The 17,383-nt window shown below is 58.4% G+C and carries 20 protein-coding genes and 1 pseudogene; 3 read left to right on the top strand and 18 right to left on the bottom strand.

The genetic code is table 11. The features are described 5' to 3' along the window. The 13 genes and pseudogenes from ACUTJJ_RS21545 to ruvC form a co-directional block, all read right to left on the bottom strand. Nucleotides 1-201, bottom strand: a pseudogene (locus ACUTJJ_RS21545) (peptidoglycan-associated lipoprotein Pal); the annotation flags it as partial. A gap of 210 nt (nucleotides 202-411) precedes the next feature. Then, nucleotides 412-1,719 carry a Tol-Pal system beta propeller repeat protein TolB gene (tolB, locus tag ACUTJJ_RS21540; protein WP_063950523.1) on the bottom strand — a complete coding sequence of 436 codons (1,308 nt, stop codon included), beginning with the start codon at nucleotides 1,717-1,719 and terminating at the stop codon, nucleotides 412-414. A 20-nt stretch (nucleotides 1,720-1,739) separates the two neighbouring features. Continuing rightward, the gene (locus tag ACUTJJ_RS21535) at nucleotides 1,740-2,909 is read right to left on the bottom strand and encodes a TonB C-terminal domain-containing protein (RefSeq protein ID WP_144576663.1); all 1,170 of its coding nucleotides are present in this window, start codon (nucleotides 2,907-2,909) and stop codon (nucleotides 1,740-1,742) included. Nucleotides 2,910-2,918: 9 nt separating this feature from the next. Further along, complete coding sequence (tolR, locus tag ACUTJJ_RS21530; RefSeq protein ID WP_003506238.1) at nucleotides 2,919-3,380, bottom strand: protein TolR; 462 nt, start codon at nucleotides 3,378-3,380, stop codon at nucleotides 2,919-2,921. A 59-nt stretch (nucleotides 3,381-3,439) separates the two neighbouring features. Beyond that, entirely contained in the window at nucleotides 3,440-4,159 is a 720-nt protein-coding gene (tolQ, locus tag ACUTJJ_RS21525; RefSeq protein ID WP_063950385.1) for a protein TolQ, read from the bottom strand. Nucleotides 4,160-4,420: 261 nt separating this feature from the next. Next, nucleotides 4,421-4,861, bottom strand: coding sequence for a tol-pal system-associated acyl-CoA thioesterase (gene ybgC, locus ACUTJJ_RS21520; RefSeq protein ID WP_063950384.1), 441 nt, complete (start codon nucleotides 4,859-4,861; stop codon nucleotides 4,421-4,423). Then, nucleotides 4,858-5,394: an NUDIX hydrolase gene (locus ACUTJJ_RS21515; protein ID WP_404494829.1), complete on the bottom strand. Its 537-nt coding sequence runs from the start codon at nucleotides 5,392-5,394 to the stop codon at nucleotides 4,858-4,860. The genes ybgC and ACUTJJ_RS21515 overlap by 4 nt, the downstream gene beginning before the upstream one ends. Next, complete coding sequence (locus tag ACUTJJ_RS21510) at nucleotides 5,391-5,915, bottom strand: NUDIX hydrolase (protein ID WP_445543370.1); 525 nt, start codon at nucleotides 5,913-5,915, stop codon at nucleotides 5,391-5,393. The genes ACUTJJ_RS21515 and ACUTJJ_RS21510 overlap by 4 nt, the downstream gene beginning before the upstream one ends. Then, nucleotides 5,905-6,492: a DinB family protein gene (locus ACUTJJ_RS21505; RefSeq protein ID WP_445543369.1), complete on the bottom strand. Its 588-nt coding sequence runs from the start codon at nucleotides 6,490-6,492 to the stop codon at nucleotides 5,905-5,907. Before ACUTJJ_RS21505 ends, ACUTJJ_RS21510 begins: the two co-directional genes overlap by 11 nt. A gap of 36 nt (nucleotides 6,493-6,528) precedes the next feature. Beyond that, the gene (locus tag ACUTJJ_RS21500; protein WP_063950522.1) at nucleotides 6,529-6,747 is read right to left on the bottom strand and encodes a hypervirulence associated TUDOR domain-containing protein; all 219 of its coding nucleotides are present in this window, start codon (nucleotides 6,745-6,747) and stop codon (nucleotides 6,529-6,531) included. A 52-nt stretch (nucleotides 6,748-6,799) separates the two neighbouring features. Further along, entirely contained in the window at nucleotides 6,800-7,840 is a 1,041-nt protein-coding gene (gene ruvB / locus ACUTJJ_RS21495; RefSeq protein WP_063950380.1) for a Holliday junction branch migration DNA helicase RuvB, read from the bottom strand. An 82-nt stretch (nucleotides 7,841-7,922) separates the two neighbouring features. Then, the gene (gene ruvA, locus ACUTJJ_RS21490) at nucleotides 7,923-8,540 is read right to left on the bottom strand and encodes a Holliday junction branch migration protein RuvA (RefSeq protein WP_063950379.1); all 618 of its coding nucleotides are present in this window, start codon (nucleotides 8,538-8,540) and stop codon (nucleotides 7,923-7,925) included. A gap of 27 nt (nucleotides 8,541-8,567) precedes the next feature. Then, nucleotides 8,568-9,080, bottom strand: coding sequence for a crossover junction endodeoxyribonuclease RuvC (gene ruvC, locus ACUTJJ_RS21485; RefSeq protein ID WP_144576667.1), 513 nt, complete (start codon nucleotides 9,078-9,080; stop codon nucleotides 8,568-8,570). 247 nt (nucleotides 9,081-9,327) lie between these two features. Between ruvC and ACUTJJ_RS21480 the strand changes: the two genes are divergently transcribed. Together ACUTJJ_RS21480 and ACUTJJ_RS21475 are read left to right on the top strand one after the other, a co-directional pair. Then, nucleotides 9,328-11,637: a methyl-accepting chemotaxis protein gene (locus ACUTJJ_RS21480; RefSeq protein WP_445543368.1), complete on the top strand. Its 2,310-nt coding sequence runs from the start codon at nucleotides 9,328-9,330 to the stop codon at nucleotides 11,635-11,637. 141 nt (nucleotides 11,638-11,778) lie between these two features. After that, the gene (locus ACUTJJ_RS21475) at nucleotides 11,779-12,780 is read left to right on the top strand and encodes an LLM class flavin-dependent oxidoreductase (protein WP_445543367.1); all 1,002 of its coding nucleotides are present in this window, start codon (nucleotides 11,779-11,781) and stop codon (nucleotides 12,778-12,780) included. 52 nt (nucleotides 12,781-12,832) lie between these two features. On the opposite strand, the gene ACUTJJ_RS21470 is transcribed toward ACUTJJ_RS21475, so the two are convergent. Continuing rightward, nucleotides 12,833-13,579: a YebC/PmpR family DNA-binding transcriptional regulator gene (locus ACUTJJ_RS21470; protein ID WP_063950375.1), complete on the bottom strand. Its 747-nt coding sequence runs from the start codon at nucleotides 13,577-13,579 to the stop codon at nucleotides 12,833-12,835. 195 nt (nucleotides 13,580-13,774) lie between these two features. On the opposite strand from ACUTJJ_RS21470, the gene ACUTJJ_RS21465 reads away from it, so the two are divergent. Further along, nucleotides 13,775-14,278: a pyridoxamine 5'-phosphate oxidase family protein gene (locus ACUTJJ_RS21465; RefSeq protein WP_063950374.1), complete on the top strand. Its 504-nt coding sequence runs from the start codon at nucleotides 13,775-13,777 to the stop codon at nucleotides 14,276-14,278. A 35-nt stretch (nucleotides 14,279-14,313) separates the two neighbouring features. Here ACUTJJ_RS21465 and ACUTJJ_RS21460 read toward each other — a convergent pair whose 3' ends face one another. The 4 genes from ACUTJJ_RS21460 to ACUTJJ_RS21445 form a co-directional block, all read right to left on the bottom strand. Continuing rightward, complete coding sequence (locus ACUTJJ_RS21460) at nucleotides 14,314-15,156, bottom strand: MBL fold metallo-hydrolase (protein ID WP_445543366.1); 843 nt, start codon at nucleotides 15,154-15,156, stop codon at nucleotides 14,314-14,316. A 112-nt stretch (nucleotides 15,157-15,268) separates the two neighbouring features. Next, nucleotides 15,269-16,093, bottom strand: coding sequence for a TIGR00282 family metallophosphoesterase (locus ACUTJJ_RS21455; RefSeq protein ID WP_063950372.1), 825 nt, complete (start codon nucleotides 16,091-16,093; stop codon nucleotides 15,269-15,271). 72 nt (nucleotides 16,094-16,165) lie between these two features. Next, a complete protein-coding gene (locus tag ACUTJJ_RS21450; protein ID WP_063950371.1) occupies nucleotides 16,166-16,783 on the bottom strand; it encodes a 5-formyltetrahydrofolate cyclo-ligase in 618 nt (205 codons plus the stop codon). Continuing rightward, nucleotides 16,783-17,383, bottom strand: a 601-nt coding sequence (locus ACUTJJ_RS21445) for a transporter associated domain-containing protein (RefSeq protein WP_445543365.1), incomplete at its 5' end; no start/stop codon positions are given. The genes ACUTJJ_RS21450 and ACUTJJ_RS21445, both read right to left, overlap by 1 nt.

Below are 17,383 nucleotides of genomic sequence, written 5' to 3'. Positions count from 1 at the left end.
GCCGACATTGACCGTGAAGTCCTGCTGGGATCCCGGCGTTGCGGAGCCCGCGCCACCAAGGCCGAGCTCACCGGCGCTGTTCGGCATGTTCTTCTTGTTCGCGCAGCCAGCGAGAGCAAGTGCGAGCGTCATGGCGATGACAGCCGGGTTACGGGCCAGTTTCTGCATGGGGCTGAGTGCCGAAGTTTGTGTACGGCTCATCGCCGGTCTCTCCTTAGGATTTCAATAACGTTGCCGGACACTAACTGATCGCGGTTAACGGCCGACAAACGCTTATGGTTAACAGAAAGGAAATGTCCCACTTTTTTGCTCCCTCACAACACTTTGCGGCAAGAAAGAGGCACGGTTCCCTATGGTATCAATTAAAACACGATGGCGCCGGTTCAGACCGGCGCCATTGTGGCAGTCATATCAGTCCAGAAGCGGCGACCATGCCGGGTCCGAAGCGAATGTTGGCGTCTTGATGAGTTGTTCGTTATAGCCCGTCAGGTCGATCGAATAGAGCTGCGGGCCACCGGCGCCGGCGTTCTGACGGAAGAACATCAGCACGCGACCGTTCGGCGCCCATGTCGGCCCTTCATTGTGGAAACCGCTCGTCAGGATGCGTTCGCCCGAACCGTCGGTCTTCATGACACCGATCGAGAACTTGCCACCCGATTGCTTGGTAAAGGCAATCAGATCGCCGCGCGGAGACCATACCGGCGTGGAATAGGAACCATCGCCGAAGGAAATGCGCTGCTGGCCGGAACCATCGGCATTCATGACGTAAATCTGCTGGCGGCCACCGCGGTCACTTTCAAAGGCGACGCGCTGGCCGTCAGGGGAATAGGACGGAGCCGTATCGATCGCCGACGTATTGGTCAGGCGTGTCGTGGTGCGCGAGCGCAGATCCATAGTGTAAATATTGGCGTTGCCGTCCTGCTGAAGGCTCATGATGACCTTCTGGCCGTCAGGCGAGAAGCGCGGCGAGAACGTCATGCCTGGGAAATTGCCAACGACTTCACGCTGTCCGGTTTCCAGCTGCAGAAGATAAACGCGCGGCTGCTGGCCTTCAAAGGACATGTAGGTGACTTCCTGGCGGCTCGGCGAAAAACGCGGTGTCAGGACGATGTCGTTCGAGTTAGTCAGGTTGCGGACGTTGAAACCGTCCTGGTCCATGATCGACAGCTGCCGCTTGCGGGCCGTCTTCGGACCACTCTCGGAAACAAAAACGACGCGGGTATCGAAGTACCCCTTTTCACCGGTTATACGCTCGTAGATAGCGTCAGCAATGATGTGGGCCACACGGCGCCAGTTTTCCGGCTGGGTGAAGAACTGCTGGCCGGTCATCTGCTGGCCGGCGAAAGTGTCCCAGAGGCGAAACTCAGCCCGCAGGCGGCCATCGCTTTCACGCGTGACGCGTCCGGTCACGAGAGCCTGGGCATTGATGACTTTCCAGTCCTCGAAACGCGGCTGCTGATCCGGGTTGCTGATCTTTTCAATGAAAGCGTTCTTGTTGACCGGGGAAAAAAGGCCGGAGCGCTGCAGGTCAGCAGCGATAACCGCAGAAACCTGCGCGCCGATGCCGTCGCTCGACATAAAATCGGTGATGGCGATGGGCAGCGGCTCGACATTACCCTTGTTGATGTTGATTTCCACGCGGGCAAAAGCCGGTGCGGAAAAAACCGACATGATGGCTGCGACAGCGAGCACCAGCCGGATCGGCGAAAATATCTTCATGTTGCCAGGCCTTTCAGCATTCATAGCAATTCACTGGGATCGAAGTTCACGACGACTTCGCTCCATGCATCGTATTTTTCGGCAGGAAGGTTTGTGAACGGAGCAGAACGCATGATCGCGCGATACGCTCCGCCGGAAAGTGCACGGCGTGTTCCTTCAGAACCGCCGGTTGCCTCGATCTCGGGCCGGCCAATAATGGTGCCGTCACGATCGAGCTTCATGGTGACCCGTACGCGCACATCGGAAGCATCCGCCATACCGGGAATAATCTGCCAGTTCTTCTGGATCGCGCCGCGGAGCGCATCCATTTCCGTCTGGCTGAGCGTCGAACCGCCGGTCGATTTTTTGCCGCCGAGGGCTGCCGTCTGCGTCGAGCGCTTCGCACCGCCGCCTGAAGGCGCCTGTTTGTTCAACAGCGCGGCAATATCATCAGCGTTGAAATCGCTTTCTTTCGATGAAGCGGATTTCGCCGTTTCCTGCTTCTTCTCGCCCGGTTTCTTATCCGAAGGCTTGTCCGTAGACTTGGCCTGATCGGGCTTCTTCTCAGCCGGTTTTTCGGCTGGTTTCTGCTCGGCGGGCTTCGTCTCGGCCTGCTTGGGCTCCTCCGGCTTTGGCGGCTCAGGCCGGGAATTCGGGCGGGGAACGTTCTGCGGCACGGGGATTTCGGCCGGCTCTTGCGTTGCCGGCGGCGGCTCTTCCGCTTTCGTCTCCTGCGGTGGCGGCTCGTTCTTTGGCTGCGGTGTGATCTCAGGCTTAGTTTGCGGCAAGGCGGCCATTTCCTGCGGCTTCGGAGCCGAGGTTTCTTCCTTGACGATTTCCTTCACCTCGTTCGCCTTAGTATCGACAACTGGCTGGGGCTTCTCCTGCTTGGGTGGAGCGGCGGCACTGATATTATCATTAGGCTTGGCAGTCGGCGTCGGCGGAGCTTCGATATCGGCGGTGTTGTTGCCAATATTCTGCGCGTTTTCGATGATATCCGGACGAGTCGTGGGAACCGGTGCGGATTTTTCCGCCTTGGGTGCATTCTTGTCACCCTGTTGAATCTGAGTCAGTTCCTCAATCGGCACCAGCTCCACCGGCAGGGCCTCAGCCTGCGACACGTCGAGCGGTTCCGGCGAGCCCAGGGAGACAAGGGCGAAAGCCAGAAGCGACGCATGCACGATCGCGGATGTGGTAAGGCTGCCCTTCATTGCTTTACGTCAATTGTCCTGTTTCTGCTGGGTCACAAGGCCGATATTTTTGAAGCCGGCCGCCTGGATACGCGCCATCACATCCGCGACCACGCCATAGGCGGCAACGGAATCCGCGCGCACGAAAATGCGTTCATTGTAGCCCGTCGTGGCGATTGCCTGCAGCTTGTCCGCCACTTCGGCCGCCTGAATTTCTGTTTCCTGCAAATGGATCTGGCCATTGGCATTCACGGAAATCGTGATCGGCTGCGTGTCCGAATTCAGGGCATTGGCTGAGGTTTGCGGCAGATCGATCGGCACGCCCACCGTCATCATCGGCGCAGCGACCATGAAAATGATAAGCAGCACGAGCATGACGTCGACGAGCGGCGTCACGTTGATTTCGCTGATTGCGCCGCCTTTGCGCCGCCCGCCGCGCCCACCACGGCGTCCACCGGACCCGCCGCCGCTGCCACCTGCTGACATACCCATTTCATCTACTCCATTTTGCCCGACGGCAAATCATTCAACGGCGTTTCAGTTGTGGCCGCTTATTGGGCGGCCTGCCGTGTCTGAAGTTTTTCGTCGATCTGGCGCGACAGGATCGCGGAGAATTCATCGGCAAAGCCTTCCATACGCGCAGAAAGCTTGTGCGCGTCGGCCGTAAACTTGTTGTAGGCGATAACCGCGGGAATAGCCGCGACAAGGCCGATAGCCGTTGCCAGCAGCGCTTCCGCGATGCCGGGCGCCACAACGGCGAGGTTGGTCGACTTCGAGCCGGCAATCGCCTGGAACGAGGTCATGATACCGACCACCGTGCCGAAAAGTCCGATAAACGGACCAGCCGAACCGATGGTCGCAAGCGAACCGAGGCGCGCCTCGTATTGTTCGCCTTCACGCGCAATCGTCACATCCATCGCCCGGTCGATACGCATCTGCAAACCGATGGGCGAACGCGCGCCGCGCTCGAATGATTTCTTCCATTCGCGCATGGCGGAAACGAAGATCGCGGCGAGGCCGCCATTCTGACGTTCCGCCAGCGTGCGATAGAGTTCCTCGAGCGACTGCCCCGACCAGAATACCTGCTCGAACTGGTCGAACTGGCGCTTTGCCTTGCCGAAAGTCACATATTTGTCGAAGACGATCGCCCACGTCCAGACCGAGGCGGCGATCAGTCCGATCATTACGAGCTTCACGATGAGGCCCGCCTGCATAAACAGCGCCCAGAGACTTACATCGTGCGTCGCCGCTGCCAAACCTGCCTGTTCCATAAAAATCCAATCCCCGAATCCAAACGCCCGGTACGGGACCGGGCGATTCAAACGCGTGTTAACGCTCGAAGCTATGCGACGGCAGTCGCCAACCCCTTTGCCATACCCCGATACTTGCCAGTGAGCCTTACTCGCCAATAAATTTGGTGAAAGGAAGGCGTGCACCGCACAAATGCCGGTTGCTAAAGTAAGACACCATTATGGTTAAAGGAGTGTTACGACCGCGCCACACCGGATTGATTTACTGGTTGAACAGCTCAATTACTTCAGGAATTTTTCTGCAACCGTCTCCGGCAAACGCCTTGGCCGACCGCTGGCATTGATGACAGCGATGATGACCTTGGCGGCGACAAGAAGCGTTTCGCCGCGCCGAATTTCCTGATTGAGCACCATTTTCGCGCCACCGGCCTTCTCGGTAATCGTCGTGATCGTCAGGACGTCATCCATCCGCGCAGGGCTTTTGAAATCGATCTCCATGCGGTGAACCACGAAGACGAGGCCCTCCTCATCGGCGGTCAGAAGCGCGCTTTGTTCGCAGCCGAGGCAACGCAGATAATCGGTCCGGCCACGCTCGAGAAAATGCAGGTAACGCGCGTGGTAAACGAGGCCGGAAAAATCCGTGTCCTCATAATAGACGCGTTGCATCAGGCGGTGACCATGGTCAATCAGTTCACCCGAAAGTGAAACCAAAAGCTCGTTCATACTGTCTCCTTGGGATTTTCAGCAGCGCCAGCGCGGCCTTCGCAGACGATCAGATGCTCGTGCCGCGAGGGCAGCGCCTCTATCCGCTCTGCAATGAAGCGCGGGCGGAGGTCGTTCTCGATCAACGCGGAAATGCGCGCGGGGAGCCAACGAAATTCGACTTCGATGCCATCCACCACACGATGGACTATATCGTTGTCATGGAACGGCATGGGATGATCCAGCGAGACGAGATAATAAAACCCCAGCTCATGGGCCGAATAAACGTCATAGGCAAAAAAGTTTTCCGCCGACCATAAAAGGCGCTCCACCGAACACGTGCGATCAAGCTCCTCGCCGATCTCACGGACGATGGTCTGCTCGGAGCTTTCGCCGATTTCGGCACGACCTCCGGGCAGGGCCCAATAGTCGTCCTTCCCGCCACGCTGTACCAAAAGATGTTCATTCTGGAAAATGAGGGCCGCCACACGCATGCTGAAGAGCTGCGGTTTGCGATCCAACCGGATCATATGGCGTTCGGGGGCAGAGGTCATTTATCGTCCAGATCGCCGTCGTCCCACACGAGATGCCTGGTGGTCTTCGGCAGGTTCTCAATTTCATCGGCGATGAAATAAGGCGGGATATCAAGCTCGGTCAATGCCTTCCGGGTTGCAGCCACCCAGCGAAACTCAAGCTCGTTATCGCCGTCCTGGACCCGGTGGATGATGTCGGTGGAATGAAAGTTGAGCCCCTCCGGCAGGTCCATCAGGTAATAGAACCCGAGCTCATGCCAATCCTTGCCTTCGTAATGGAAAAAATTCTCGACCGCCCAGAGAAGGCGTCCAACCTTTGCCTCAACGCCAAGCTCTTCCACCATCTCGCGCGCCAGCGTTTCTGCGGAACGTTCGCCCATTTCGGCGCGGCCGCCTGGAAAGGTCCAGAATTTCTCATGCGTCGCGCGGTGCACCAGCACGTGGCCGTGGCGAAATGCAAGTCCCGCCACACGCATCTGGAAGATGCGTTTCGGCTTGAACTTGATGCGGATGCGGGTGTCCTGCTTGTTATCATGCGTCATGGTTGGGCCTGCGGGCTGGAAACATCAAATCGGTTTCCTTCCACCCTAGCGCATCCATTTCCGCTTTTCTCGCTCCTGCATCATCGCCCACAATGAATTCATCCAGTTGGGGCGGCTTGAGCGACGTGCCCGCCAACATCGCATGTGCCTGGCCACGATGATGGGTCTGATGCTGGAAGAGGTGGGAGAGAACATCATCGCAGCGATCCTGCTGCACACGCGCGCCCCGATGTATATCAACGATCCCGGCAAGGCCGTCTTCATCGAGATCATCGACAAAGGCAATCAACGCTTTATCCAGCTGCGTCTGCGCTTCGTGTAACTCAGCAACCGTCGGGTAGGGCTCGCTCACCACGAAGGCTGCGTGTCCAAGCGTACCTCCCTGGAGAGCATCGATATAAAACCGGTCAACGATGAGAATGTGATTGAGCGTTGCCCTGAGGGTCGGGAAGAAACTGACGCGCTGCGCGACGAACGCATCCTCAGACAGCTGACGGCAGGCCTGATGCAGCCTGAAATTTGCAAGACGGTTGTTGCGGGCAAGTTTGCGGAAAACTCGCAGCGGATCGTAAGGCATCAGCTTCCCCTTTCTGACGCCTCCCCTGCGGCGCCTTCAACCGGCGTGTTCGAGCTCCGACTTGCTTTTCAGAACCTTCGCGCCATCGTCCTGCTCGATGAGATAGGCAGGTTCGTCCTTGCTTGCCTTGCGCTTAATCTTGGCGCCGGAAATCGTTTTCTCGACATCTTCAGTGAAGGTCTCGATGATTTTTCCTTCCGCTGTTCCCTTGCCCCATTTCCAGCGCACTTTCGTACCCTTGCGATATGCCGACATGATCATCTCCGTACCAAAGACGGTCAAATGCAACGGCGGCGGGCTTGTTCCCTCAATCGTCTTCCAGCGTCAGACGGAATTGCGCCGCCTCAAGATCCTTCGGCGGCTGCATGCCGAGATGTTTCCATGCCGTGCCGGTCAAAACGCGCCCACGCGGCGTACGCTGGATGAAGCCCTGCTGAATCATATACGGCTCGATAATGTCCTCAATGGCATCGCGCGGCTCCGAAAGGCCCGCAGCGATGGTTTCGATGCCCACGGGGCCGCCGCCGAAATTAACGGCGATCATGGTAAGATACCGCATGTCAAGCTGATCGAGCCCCATATTGTCGACCAGAAGCCGCGTCAAAGCCTCGTCTGCAATCTCGCGGGTGACGGCCTGCGCCCTTGCCACCTCCGCAAAATCGCGGACGCGGCGCAACAGCCGGCCGGCAATGCGTGGCGTTCCCCGCGCGCGTCGTGCCACTTCGCGCGCGCCCTCGTCGGTCATGTTCAGACCCATCAGCCGCGCCCCACGCCGGACAATCAGCTCCAACTCGTCCACGGTGTAAAAGGCCAATCGAACGGGGATACCAAATCTGTCGCGCAGCGGCGTGGTCAACAGGCCGAGACGGGTGGTAGCGGCGACAAGCGTGAACTTGGAGAGATCGATCTTCACCGACCGCGCCGCAGGCCCCTCGCCAATAATGAGATCGAGCTGAAAATCTTCCATGGCGGGATAAAGGATTTCCTCCACCGCCGGATTGAGACGATGGATTTCATCGATGAAGAGAACGTCGCGCTCCTCAAGATTGGTGAGAAGCGCCGCAAGATCCCCCGCTTTGGCAATGACAGGACCGGATGTAGACTTGAAGTTGACGCCGAGCTCCTTCGCCATGATCTGTGCCAGCGTTGTCTTGCCAAGGCCAGGCGGGCCGACGAAGAGCACATGATCAAGCGCCTCGCCCCGATTCTTGGCCGCCTCGATGAACACTTTCAGATTGGCGCGAGCCTCTGCCTGGCCCGTAAAATCGTCCAGCGACTGCGGGCGCAGCGTGGTGTCGATATCCTCGCCGCGCTTCTCCGGGGTAATCAGTCTCTCCGCATCGCTCATTCAGGGCATTCCATTGTTCTAGTCGAATTCCTCAAGTGTCGCCGCTATAGCATGACTATCGCGACAACGCGCTTCACGAAATTTACCGCGAAAGCTCCTTGAGACCGAGCCGGATGAGCTTGGCGCTATCGCCGCCCTCCCCGCCATTTTTGAGCGCAGCGGCAACCGCATTGGCAGCCTGGTCACGAGAGTAACCAAGATTTGTCAGCGCTGATACGGCATCCGCGACCGGCGCGGAAGCGACACCTTCTCCAAGCTCCTGCTTGAGCCCGATGGAGGCGGAAGCGTCTCCCGCAAAGGCCGGGGCCTTATTGCGCAACTCGGTCACGAGGCGCACGGCCACCTTCGGCCCAACGCCCGGTGCACGCGAGATCATGGTTTTGTCTTGCAGGGCTATTGCATTGGCAAGTTCGGAAGGCGAGAGCGTGGAAAGAACGGCCAGCGCCACCTTCGAGCCCACGCCCTGCACGCTTTGCAACAGGTTAAACCACTCCCGCTCCAGCGCCGAGAGAAAGCCGAAAAGCTTCAGCTGGTCTTCACGCACATAGGTTTCGATGAAGAGCACCACAGCCTCCCCGACAGAGCCGATTTTCGACAAAGTGCGCGCCGAACAATAGGCGACGTAACAGACGCCATGCACATCCACCAGCACGTAATCCGCCCCGATTTCCTCGATGCTGCCTTTCAGTTTTCCGATCATGATGCCGCCCGCTCACTAAAAATGAAATTAACCGGCTGCCAGAAGCCGCCGCATCCTGTCACCACCGCGATTATGCGCGTGGCAGATGGCGATGGCGAGCGCGTCCGCCGCATCGTTACCCTTGAATTCGGCCTTCGGCATCAGGATTTTCAGCATCATATGAATTTGTTGCTTTTCCCCATGCCCGACGCCGATCACAGCTTTCTTGACCGCATTGGGCGCATACTCGAAGACAGGCAATCCGGCGCGCGCCGGCACGAGCATGGCAATGCCCCGCGCCTGACCGAGTTTCAGCGTCGCAACCGCGTCCTTGTTCACAAAGGTCTGCTCCACCGCAGCCTCATCCGGCCGGTAGCTGTGTACCACTTCAGCCAGCCCATCATGCAACTGGCAGAGCCGGGAGGCGAGGTCCATATCACCATCCGACGTCACCGTACCGGAGGCGACAAATCTGAGGCTGTTGCCGAGGGTGTCGATGACACCCCAGCCGGTGCGCCGTAGCCCGGGGTCGATGCCGATGATCCGAATCGTGTTTTGCATGAGGTACCTTATCTTTCTGGCCCCGACCCTGCCAGCGATAAGTGAACAAAACGACAACATTCATTATATTTGCAGTGCAGCATTTACCACTGTTTAAGTCACGTACCGCATTGTTCGCCCACAAAAACGAAATGGGGAGCTGCGGCCATGACGAGCCGCGGCGCAATATGTTCGCCAAATCAGCCGTCCAATGGCGCCTGTCATCCGAGGCGCGGGAACTGATCCGGCATTGGGGGCTGCATCGGCCATGCTCAACCGTTTTCATTCTATATCGACCAAAGTCCTGATTATTTTTTTAGCGCTGATGGCGATCTCGACCGGGACGCTCACGCTTCTCGGCTACCAGAGCAGCAGCCACGTTCTCGAAGAGCAGGCATCGAAGTCCATGGAAAGCGTCCTCGTCTTCCGCGGCGACATGCTTCAGGAACGTCTCGAGCAGCTGAAAACCCAGGCGGATTCCATCGCCAAGATCGAATCCCTGCAAATGGCGGTCGTCTCCATGCGAAGCGGCTGGGGCACGGTTCAGAAAAACTCTGGTGACGCCAAGGCGGAGCTTCAGCGCGTTTTCGTCAAGGAAAACCCCTTCAGCGAGAGGGAAAAGCTGATCAAGCCGGAAAACCCGAGCGGCTTTTATTATTCAACCCATGAAAAGACCCAGACGGACATAGCCGGTTATCTCAAGGGAACGCCGTTCAGCGACGTGCTCTTCATCGATCCGGCCGGCACTGTCTATTACTCTTATCTCAAGGGGGCGGCCTTCGGGGAGACCGTCAATAACGGCGTCTGGGCGGAAAGCGGTCTTGGCGCCGCGTTCGCGCGGGGTGCTGCGAATGCCCAAAAGGCCGTGGACGATGTGGCTCAGACGAGCTTCTCCGGCCTTCGGATCGATGCCGCAACAAACGAGGCGGGCATTTATTTCGGTGTTCCCGTGGTCAAGTTCGGCGCCTTCAAGGGCGTCGTTCTTTTCCGCGTGAAGGAGGATGTCTTCAGCCAAATCCTAACGAAGGGTGTCTCGGCGGGCAGCTCCGAGCAATCCGCAATCATTTCTGCCGATGGCAAGGTTCTCGGTGTGGAGGGCAGCAAACTCGTCAGCCTTGATCCGGCGATTTATGGATTTCACGGGCAGGCCCTTAACGCTGCGGGCATGACAGTCGCCACGATCGAACGCGCCGATGGCGTGGCAAACGCCTATGCCCGACCCTTTTCCTTTGCGGGTGAAAAATATCTTGCAGTGGAAAGCATGCTGCGCAGCGAATTGAATGCCGGGTCGATCTCGATTGCCGGGACGCTCGCTGTCATCGGTCTTTGCGTTCTGGCTGCAATGTGCGCGGCAACGGCCTTCTTCGCCCGGCGTCTTTTCGCGCCACTCGAAAAGCTTGCAGGCCTGACCGGCGAAGTAGCGGCAGGCCGTCTCGATGCGGAAATCGGAAATCAGGACCGCAAGGACGAGATCGGCCGCATGGCGCGGGCGCTGGGCAGTTTCCGTGAGAAGCTCATTCTCCAGCGGGAGATGGAAGAAACCGCTTCGCGCACACGAGAGGAAGCCGAAACGGCGCGTCGCGCGCATCTGGCGGAACGGGAGGCAGAGGCCGGAACTCTGCAGATGGTCGTCCATTCGTTGGATGAGGGGCTTGACCGGTTGGCGAATGGCAATCTGGCTTATCGCATAGAGACCGTTTTTCCGGCTGATCTTGAGAGTCTGCGCCACAACTTCAACACAGCCCTCGCCCGTCTGAGCGAGACCATGGAAGCGATTGGCGGCAATTCCGCTGCCGTGCGCGGCGGCTCGGAGGAAATGCGCGTAGGAGCCGATCAACTTGCGGAGCGCACCGAAAGACAGGCGGCTTCCATCACCGAGACGGCCAGCGCCATCAAGGCGATTACCGAGGCCGTCCGTGACCAGATCGAGCGCGCCGAACAGGCCACGCGCATTGCGCGCGACGCCAGTGCGGAGGCAACTGCATCGAGCCGCGTGATGGAACAGACGATCGCCGCCATGGAAGCCATCCAGACGTCGTCGCGCCAGATCAACCAGATCATCGGCGTCATCGACGAAATCGCTTTCCAGACAAATCTTCTGGCGCTCAACGCCGGCGTTGAAGCGGCGCGCGCAGGAGAAGCCGGCAAGGGGTTCGCAGTGGTCGCGCAGGAAGTCCGCGAGTTGGCGCAGCGGTCTGCCGCCGCGGCAAAGGAAATCACCAGCCTTCTCAAACGCTCCACCGACGAGGTTTCCGCCGGCGTCACGCTGGTGGAAAAGGCCGGCGCATCACTCACCGGCATCGGCAAGCACGTGCAGACCATCAGCGCACGTATTGAAGAGATCATGGAATCCACACGAGAGGAGGCGCACACGCTGTCGGAAATCAACAGCACCGTGGCAAGCCTCGACACCATGACCCAGCAGAATGCGGCAATGGTGGAAGAAACGACGGCAGCCATTCACAGCCTTGCTTCCGAGGCAGGTGAAATGGATGGCAGGCTCGGGCAGTTCGTGCTGCCTTCCACTTCTGACGCAGCAATGGCGAGAGGCGGCAGTCAACTCAGGCGCGCCGGCTAAGACAGAGCCGCCGGCACAAAATCGGGGCCCCTTCGGAGGCCCCAATTTTTTTGAATCATCCTTCAATTCTGCGCGACCTGTCTGGTAAATGTCGCCATCCGCCTTACATCCGCAGCAACGACTTATTGCAGGAGTGTCGGCATGATCCCTTTTTCCATTCTCGACCTGTCGCCGATTGGCGAAGGCGAGAGCGTCAGTGCGGCGCTTGAAAATTCCCGCCGCATGGCGATCAAGGCAGAAGACCACGGCTACAATCGCATCTGGCTCGCCGAACACCACGGCATGCCAGGCATTGCCAGCGCCGCGACCTCGCTTGTCATCGCCCATGTCGGCGCGGCCACGAAACACATCCGTGTCGGCTCGGGCGGCATCATGCTGCCCAACCATTCGCCGCTCGTCATCGCGGAGCAGTTCGGTACACTCGCCGCGCTGCTGCCAGGCCGCGTCGATCTGGGTCTCGGTCGTGCCCCCGGAACCGATATGCGCACGGCGAGGGCGTTGCGCCGTAACCTTGATGCAGGCGCTGAAAACTTCCCACACGACATTGTCGAGTTGCAGCGTTACCTCGGCCCACCGCAGACTGATCAGGCCATCCTCGCAGTCCCCGGCATGAACTCGAACGTTCCGATATGGCTGCTGGGCTCGAGCATTTACAGTGCGCATCTCGCCGCAGCACTCGGCCTGCCCTATTCCTTCGCATCGCATTTCGCGCCCGATATGCTCATGGAAGCGATCCATATCTATCGCGAGCGTTTCCAGCCTTCAGAGGTTCTGGATAAGCCTTATGTGATGGTCGGCGTGATGGGCGTCGGCGCCGATACGGACGAGGAAGCGCAGCATCTGTTCACCTCGTCGCAGCAGCAATTCGTGAACCTGCGCCGCAACGTTCGAACGCAGTTTCCAAAGCCGGTGGACAGCATGGACGACTACTGGAACGAAATGGAGCGTTTCTCGGTCGAGCACACGCTGCGTTTCGCGGCCGTTGGCTCTCCCCAGACGATCAAGCGTCATCTCGACGGCTTCCTTGCGGAAACGCAGGCGGATGAGCTGATCGTGTCGATGCCGATCCATGATATCGAGAAGCGGCTGCGCTCCGTGGAGATCTTTGCCGACGTGCGAACCTCCATAAAGAAGGCCGCCTAAACAAAAGCCCCGGAGCGGATCGCTACCGGGGCTTTTCGTCAGCCACGAAAGGTCAAGCTGAAAGCTTGGCCATGACTTCTTCTGAGACTTCGAAGTTCGAATAGACATTCTGGACATCGTCATCGTCTTCGAGATTGTCGATAAGCTTCATCAAAGACTGCGCCTTTTCTTCATCGACCGGCACCGTGTTTTGCGGCTTCCAGATGGCCTTGACGCTTTCCGCTTCGCCAAGCACCCCTTCCAGCGCCTTGGAGACTTCGTTCATCGCCTCGAATCCACAGATGATGGTGTGGCCGTCTTCAGACGATTCCACATCGTCGGCGCCGGCTTCAATAGCGGCTTCCATGACCTTGTCGGCATCGCCGACTTCCGCCTTATAAGTGATTTCGCCTACGCGGTCGAAGGAGAATGAAACCGAACCTGTTTCGCCCAGCGCGCCCCCAGCCTTGGTGAAGATGGAGCGGACGTTGGACGCGGTGCGGTTACGATTATCGGTCAAAGCCTCAACGATGACAGCGACACCGCCCGGGCCATAGCCCTCATAGCGGACTTCATCATAGTTCTCGCCTTCGGCACCTGAGGCCTTTTTGATGGCGCGCTCGATGTTGTCCTTCGGCATGGACTGGGCCTTGGCGTTCTGGATGGCCAGGCGCAGGCGCGGGTTCATATTCGGGTCGGGCATGCCCGTCTTGGCAGCAACGGTGATTTCACGCGCAAGCTTGGAAAACATTTTGGACCGCACGGAGTCCTGCTTGCCCTTGCGGTGCATGATGTTCTTGAACTGTGAATGACCAGCCATGGATAACCTGATTGTCGAAATTTGGAGATTGCCGGCCTTATAAGTGCGATAAGCGCATCGTTCAAGCCCGCAGGCGCTTTCTCTTAGCGTAACAATTGAAGGAACTGAATTAATCGCTTCTCGTTTTGATGGAGAACCGGCAGAGAAGAGCGCCAATTCTCTCCGCCGAGGGATCAAACCGGAAGGAGAGAACATATGGTCAGTCTGACTGAAGCAAGAGAAGCCCCGGCCCGCCAGCTCTGGGACGAAATTAATTCCGTTCATGCCGGCATGCTTGGCCTAGAGGGCCTGCACAGTCACATGCAGCCAATGGCACCCCACGCTGACCCAAAGACGAACACGATCTGGTTTTTCTCCAAAAGAGATACGGACCTCGTAAAATCCCTGAAGTCCGGCTCTCGGGCTCATTTCTGCGTCATTGGCAAGGACCATGATTATCACGCGTGCCTGTCAGGCGTTCTCGAAGTCCGCGACGATAAAGCAAAGCTCGATGAATACTGGAATTCCGTCACGGCCGCCTGGTACGAGCACGGCAAGAGCGATCCAGATCTGGTGATGTTGGCGCTTCACGTCGACGACGCCGATATCTGGGCGTCCACCGACAGCAAGCTCAAGTTCGGCTGGGAAATCGCAAAAGCCAACATGTCGGATGAAAAAATGCCAGACGTTGGCGTGCGCCAGCACCTCACCTTCGCCTGATCACAGCTCCCCCGGCCTTCCTCGCCCGCCACCAGTTACATGCCTTTTGGCACCAGTATCTGAGGCTGGCGGGGAAGGTTTCTCATTGAAACCCGAATGACAGAATCGCCGGCATAGGCAATCTGAAAATTCCCTGCAAACATGCCAAGGAATTGCTCCAGCGGCGGGCCGGTGCGGTGCATCGGCAGAATGAGCGCGGAGCGCAGGCGCTTAACCACCCGGCTCATGCTATCCGCCCCCATGGTCAACCCGCCGTCAACCGGCACCATCAGCACATCCAGCCGGCCAATTTCCGCATAATGCGTGTCCGTCAGTTCGTGATGCAGATGGCCGAGATGGCCGATGCAAAGTCCGGCAACCTCGAAGATGAAGATGGAGTTGCCATTCTCCTGGAACGTTTCGTAATCGCCCCATCGGTTGCGAATATCGGTTGCAACATTACGAATATAAACGTCGCCGACCAATACCTTGTGATCTGCCTTCTCGCCGGGCGCTTCGCCCCAGCCGTGCAGGACATATTGGATTGCCGGGTCCGGATTAAGCGTGAAGTGGGTGGAATGAGCCCTGTTCATCGTCACCACAGTCGGCGTGACGGGTGGCCGAAAGACACCGTTATAATCCGTCGCGATGGTGACCCCGTCGGGACTCTCAATGAGGTAGGTAGAGTGACCGATGAAGCTTATCTTCACCTCTTCCTTCGCTGTCGCCTGCGCCAATTGAATATCAGGCGACTTGAAGCTTGCGAAGGTAACGTCGGGAATGTTGCTGGCGATCGCCTGGCATTGGCTGACAGGTGGTCTGCTGGCCGTTTGCGAGAAGGCGCCAGCCGTTGACGCGATCAGCCCGGATATTGCAAGCATTAGCACGCGCAGCATCATGCCACTCCCCTGAACTTGCGAAGTTTAGGAAGATGCGGCAGGTTTTGCGGAGCGTCCAGCGACAACAGCGCGGGAACGTCTCCCCTCGCGTCATTGTGAACGCTTCAGGGGCTCAAACCCAGAAAGACGGGATAGTTTCCGAAAGCCTCGGGCCAAGACGCAGGGGCGCAATCTTTTCGGCGAGACCGGTGCGGTCGGATATTTCAACACCAACGCCGCAGATCGTCGCTGGGCCACTCGCGGCTTCGAAACGTCCTTTCGGCATTTTGGAAATGAAGCGGTTGATCGGCTCCTCTTTCTCCATCCCGAGTGAGGAATCGTAGTCGCCGCACATGCCGGCATCGGACATGTAGGCCGTACCGCCGTTCAGGATCTGTGCGTCGGCCGTCGGCACATGAGTGTGGGTGCCGACGACAAAACTCGCCCGACCATCCACAAAATGACCGAAGCACTGCTTCTCGCTGGTCGCCTCGGCATGGAAGTCGAAGATGATGGCATCGGCCTGCTCTTTAAGCGGGCAGGCAGCAAGAATGGTCTCGGCGGATTTGAAGGGATCGTCCAGTTCCGGATGCATGAAGACCCGCCCCATGATGTTGGCGACGAGCACGCGTGCGCCGTTACGGGCGTAAAACAGGCCGGAACCCTTTCCCGGCGTACCGTCGGGATAATTGGCCGGACGTAGAAACTGGTCGTGTCGCTCGCTGAAGGAGACGGCTTCCTTCTGGTCCCAGACATGGTTACCGGTGGTTACGACATCTGCACCGGCGTTGATGGTCTCGAGATAGATGTCTTCGGTGATTCCAAACCCGCCGGCCGCGTTCTCACCGTTGACGATGACAAAATCCAGCTTCAGATCGGAAATTAGACCCGGCAATCGTTCCCAGACGGCCGTACGACCTGTCTTGCCAACCATATCTCCGAGAAAAAGCAGCCTCATTCACCCGCCCCGATCTTGCGCATGTTTCGATGTTTCGTCCCCTCTAGCGGGTAATCGATCTTTTAAAAAGTGCTAAACCGCGTTTTGCCCGCTGAACGGAACCGACGACGGGGCAGAGAACCAATGCAGACCGCTCTCGGTCAGGACGGCATGAAGCGGGACATCATGCGGCTCGGCGGGAATGGAGGGTGCCTCCTGGCAGTCGAACGCGACGCCAACGAGAACAGGGTTTTTACCCTTTTCGTAAAGCCGGGCAATGGCGCGGTCATAATGCCCCGCTCCATAACCGACCCGCTGGCCCTGGCCATCGAACACGGAGAGTGGGACGAGCAGCATATCGGGATCCAGAACGTGCGCGTTCTCGCCCGGGCCCGTCGTGCCGAACCCGGTCTTCACGAGCGGCGTGTCCACATCGAAAGCGCGGAAAACAATCGTCTCCCGATCCAGCACGACTGGAAGCACCAGACGCGCACCACGCCCACGCAACGCTTCCATCAGGGGACGGATATCAGCTTCGGAGCGGATCGGCATGAAACCGGAAATCACCGTGCCCGGCGCAAATGGCAGGCCGGTGGCACCGTGTTCTGTTATGGAAAGGCTTTTCTGCTGCCGTTCCAAAGGCGTCAACGTGTCACGCGCGGCGAGTTTTTCGCCGCGCAACCGTGATTTTTCGCCAGCGTCGCCGAACATCAGGCGGCCCGGCTCACAAGAACCTTGTCAATGCGGTGCCCATCGAGGTCGATAACCTCGAAACGCCAGCCATTCCGCGTCACGTGTTCGCCGAGTTCCGGCAGACGACGGAATTCATCGAGAACCAGACCGGCGACGGTTTCGAACTCGGCATCCTCGGCGATCTGGAAACCCATGCGGTCGGCGAATTCATCCGCAGGCATCCAGCCGGCAACCAGGAACGAACCATCCTCGCGCTCGACCATGGCAGGCTCTTCATCATCCTCTTCCTGGAAGGCACCGGTAATAGCTTCCAGAACGTCGCCGGAACTGATGATGCCTTCGAAATGGCCGTACTCGTCGTAAACCAGCACCATATGCACGGTGGAACGGCGCAGGGACTGGATGACGTCGACCGCACTTGTCAGGTCGGAAACAACGGGAACCTCACGAAGCAGTTCGCGGATATTGAGTTCCTTGCCGGAAGCGAGGGCATCGAAGGCATCCTTGGCAAAAAGCACACCGAGGATCTCGTCCGAAGCGCCGTTTCGCACCGGCAGGCGCGAGCGCTGGGTCTGGCGCAACTGTTCGCGGATTTCGTCCGCTGTGTCTTCGATATCG

It is taken from the genome of Agrobacterium sp. DKPNP3, assembly GCF_052686535.1.
This window is presented reverse-complemented; position numbering and strand designations above follow the sequence as displayed.

What these genes read in the sequence shown, in the direction of transcription:
- tolB (WP_063950523.1), bottom strand. Translation starts at nt 1,719, where the DNA reads ATGAAGATATTTTCGCCGATCCGGCTGGTGCTCGCTGTCGCAGCCATC.
- ybgC (WP_063950384.1), bottom strand. Translation starts at nt 4,861, where the DNA reads ATGAACGAGCTTTTGGTTTCACTTTCGGGTGAACTGATTGACCATGGT.
- ACUTJJ_RS21515 (WP_404494829.1), bottom strand. Translation starts at nt 5,394, where the DNA reads ATGACCTCTGCCCCCGAACGCCATATGATCCGGTTGGATCGCAAACCG.
- tolQ (WP_063950385.1), bottom strand. Translation starts at nt 4,159, where the DNA reads ATGGAACAGGCAGGTTTGGCAGCGGCGACGCACGATGTAAGTCTCTGG.
- ACUTJJ_RS21475 (WP_445543367.1), top strand. Translation starts at nt 11,779, where the DNA reads ATGATCCCTTTTTCCATTCTCGACCTGTCGCCGATTGGCGAAGGCGAG.
- ACUTJJ_RS21500 (WP_063950522.1), bottom strand. Translation starts at nt 6,747, where the DNA reads ATGTCGGCATATCGCAAGGGTACGAAAGTGCGCTGGAAATGGGGCAAG.
- ACUTJJ_RS21450 (WP_063950371.1), bottom strand. Translation starts at nt 16,783, where the DNA reads ATGTTCGGCGACGCTGGCGAAAAATCACGGTTGCGCGGCGAAAAACTC.
- ACUTJJ_RS21465 (WP_063950374.1), top strand. Translation starts at nt 13,775, where the DNA reads ATGGTCAGTCTGACTGAAGCAAGAGAAGCCCCGGCCCGCCAGCTCTGG.
- ACUTJJ_RS21535 (WP_144576663.1), bottom strand. Translation starts at nt 2,909, where the DNA reads ATGAAGGGCAGCCTTACCACATCCGCGATCGTGCATGCGTCGCTTCTG.
- ruvA (WP_063950379.1), bottom strand. Translation starts at nt 8,540, where the DNA reads ATGATCGGAAAACTGAAAGGCAGCATCGAGGAAATCGGGGCGGATTAC.
- ACUTJJ_RS21455 (WP_063950372.1), bottom strand. Translation starts at nt 16,093, where the DNA reads ATGAGGCTGCTTTTTCTCGGAGATATGGTTGGCAAGACAGGTCGTACG.
- ACUTJJ_RS21460 (WP_445543366.1), bottom strand. Translation starts at nt 15,156, where the DNA reads ATGATGCTGCGCGTGCTAATGCTTGCAATATCCGGGCTGATCGCGTCA.
- ACUTJJ_RS21480 (WP_445543368.1), top strand. Translation starts at nt 9,328, where the DNA reads ATGCTCAACCGTTTTCATTCTATATCGACCAAAGTCCTGATTATTTTT.
- tolR (WP_003506238.1), bottom strand. Translation starts at nt 3,380, where the DNA reads ATGGGTATGTCAGCAGGTGGCAGCGGCGGCGGGTCCGGTGGACGCCGT.
- ACUTJJ_RS21510 (WP_445543370.1), bottom strand. Translation starts at nt 5,915, where the DNA reads ATGACGCATGATAACAAGCAGGACACCCGCATCCGCATCAAGTTCAAG.
- ruvC (WP_144576667.1), bottom strand. Translation starts at nt 9,080, where the DNA reads ATGCAAAACACGATTCGGATCATCGGCATCGACCCCGGGCTACGGCGC.
- ACUTJJ_RS21470 (WP_063950375.1), bottom strand. Translation starts at nt 13,579, where the DNA reads ATGGCTGGTCATTCACAGTTCAAGAACATCATGCACCGCAAGGGCAAG.
- ACUTJJ_RS21505 (WP_445543369.1), bottom strand. Translation starts at nt 6,492, where the DNA reads ATGCCTTACGATCCGCTGCGAGTTTTCCGCAAACTTGCCCGCAACAAC.
- ruvB (WP_063950380.1), bottom strand. Translation starts at nt 7,840, where the DNA reads ATGAGCGATGCGGAGAGACTGATTACCCCGGAGAAGCGCGGCGAGGAT.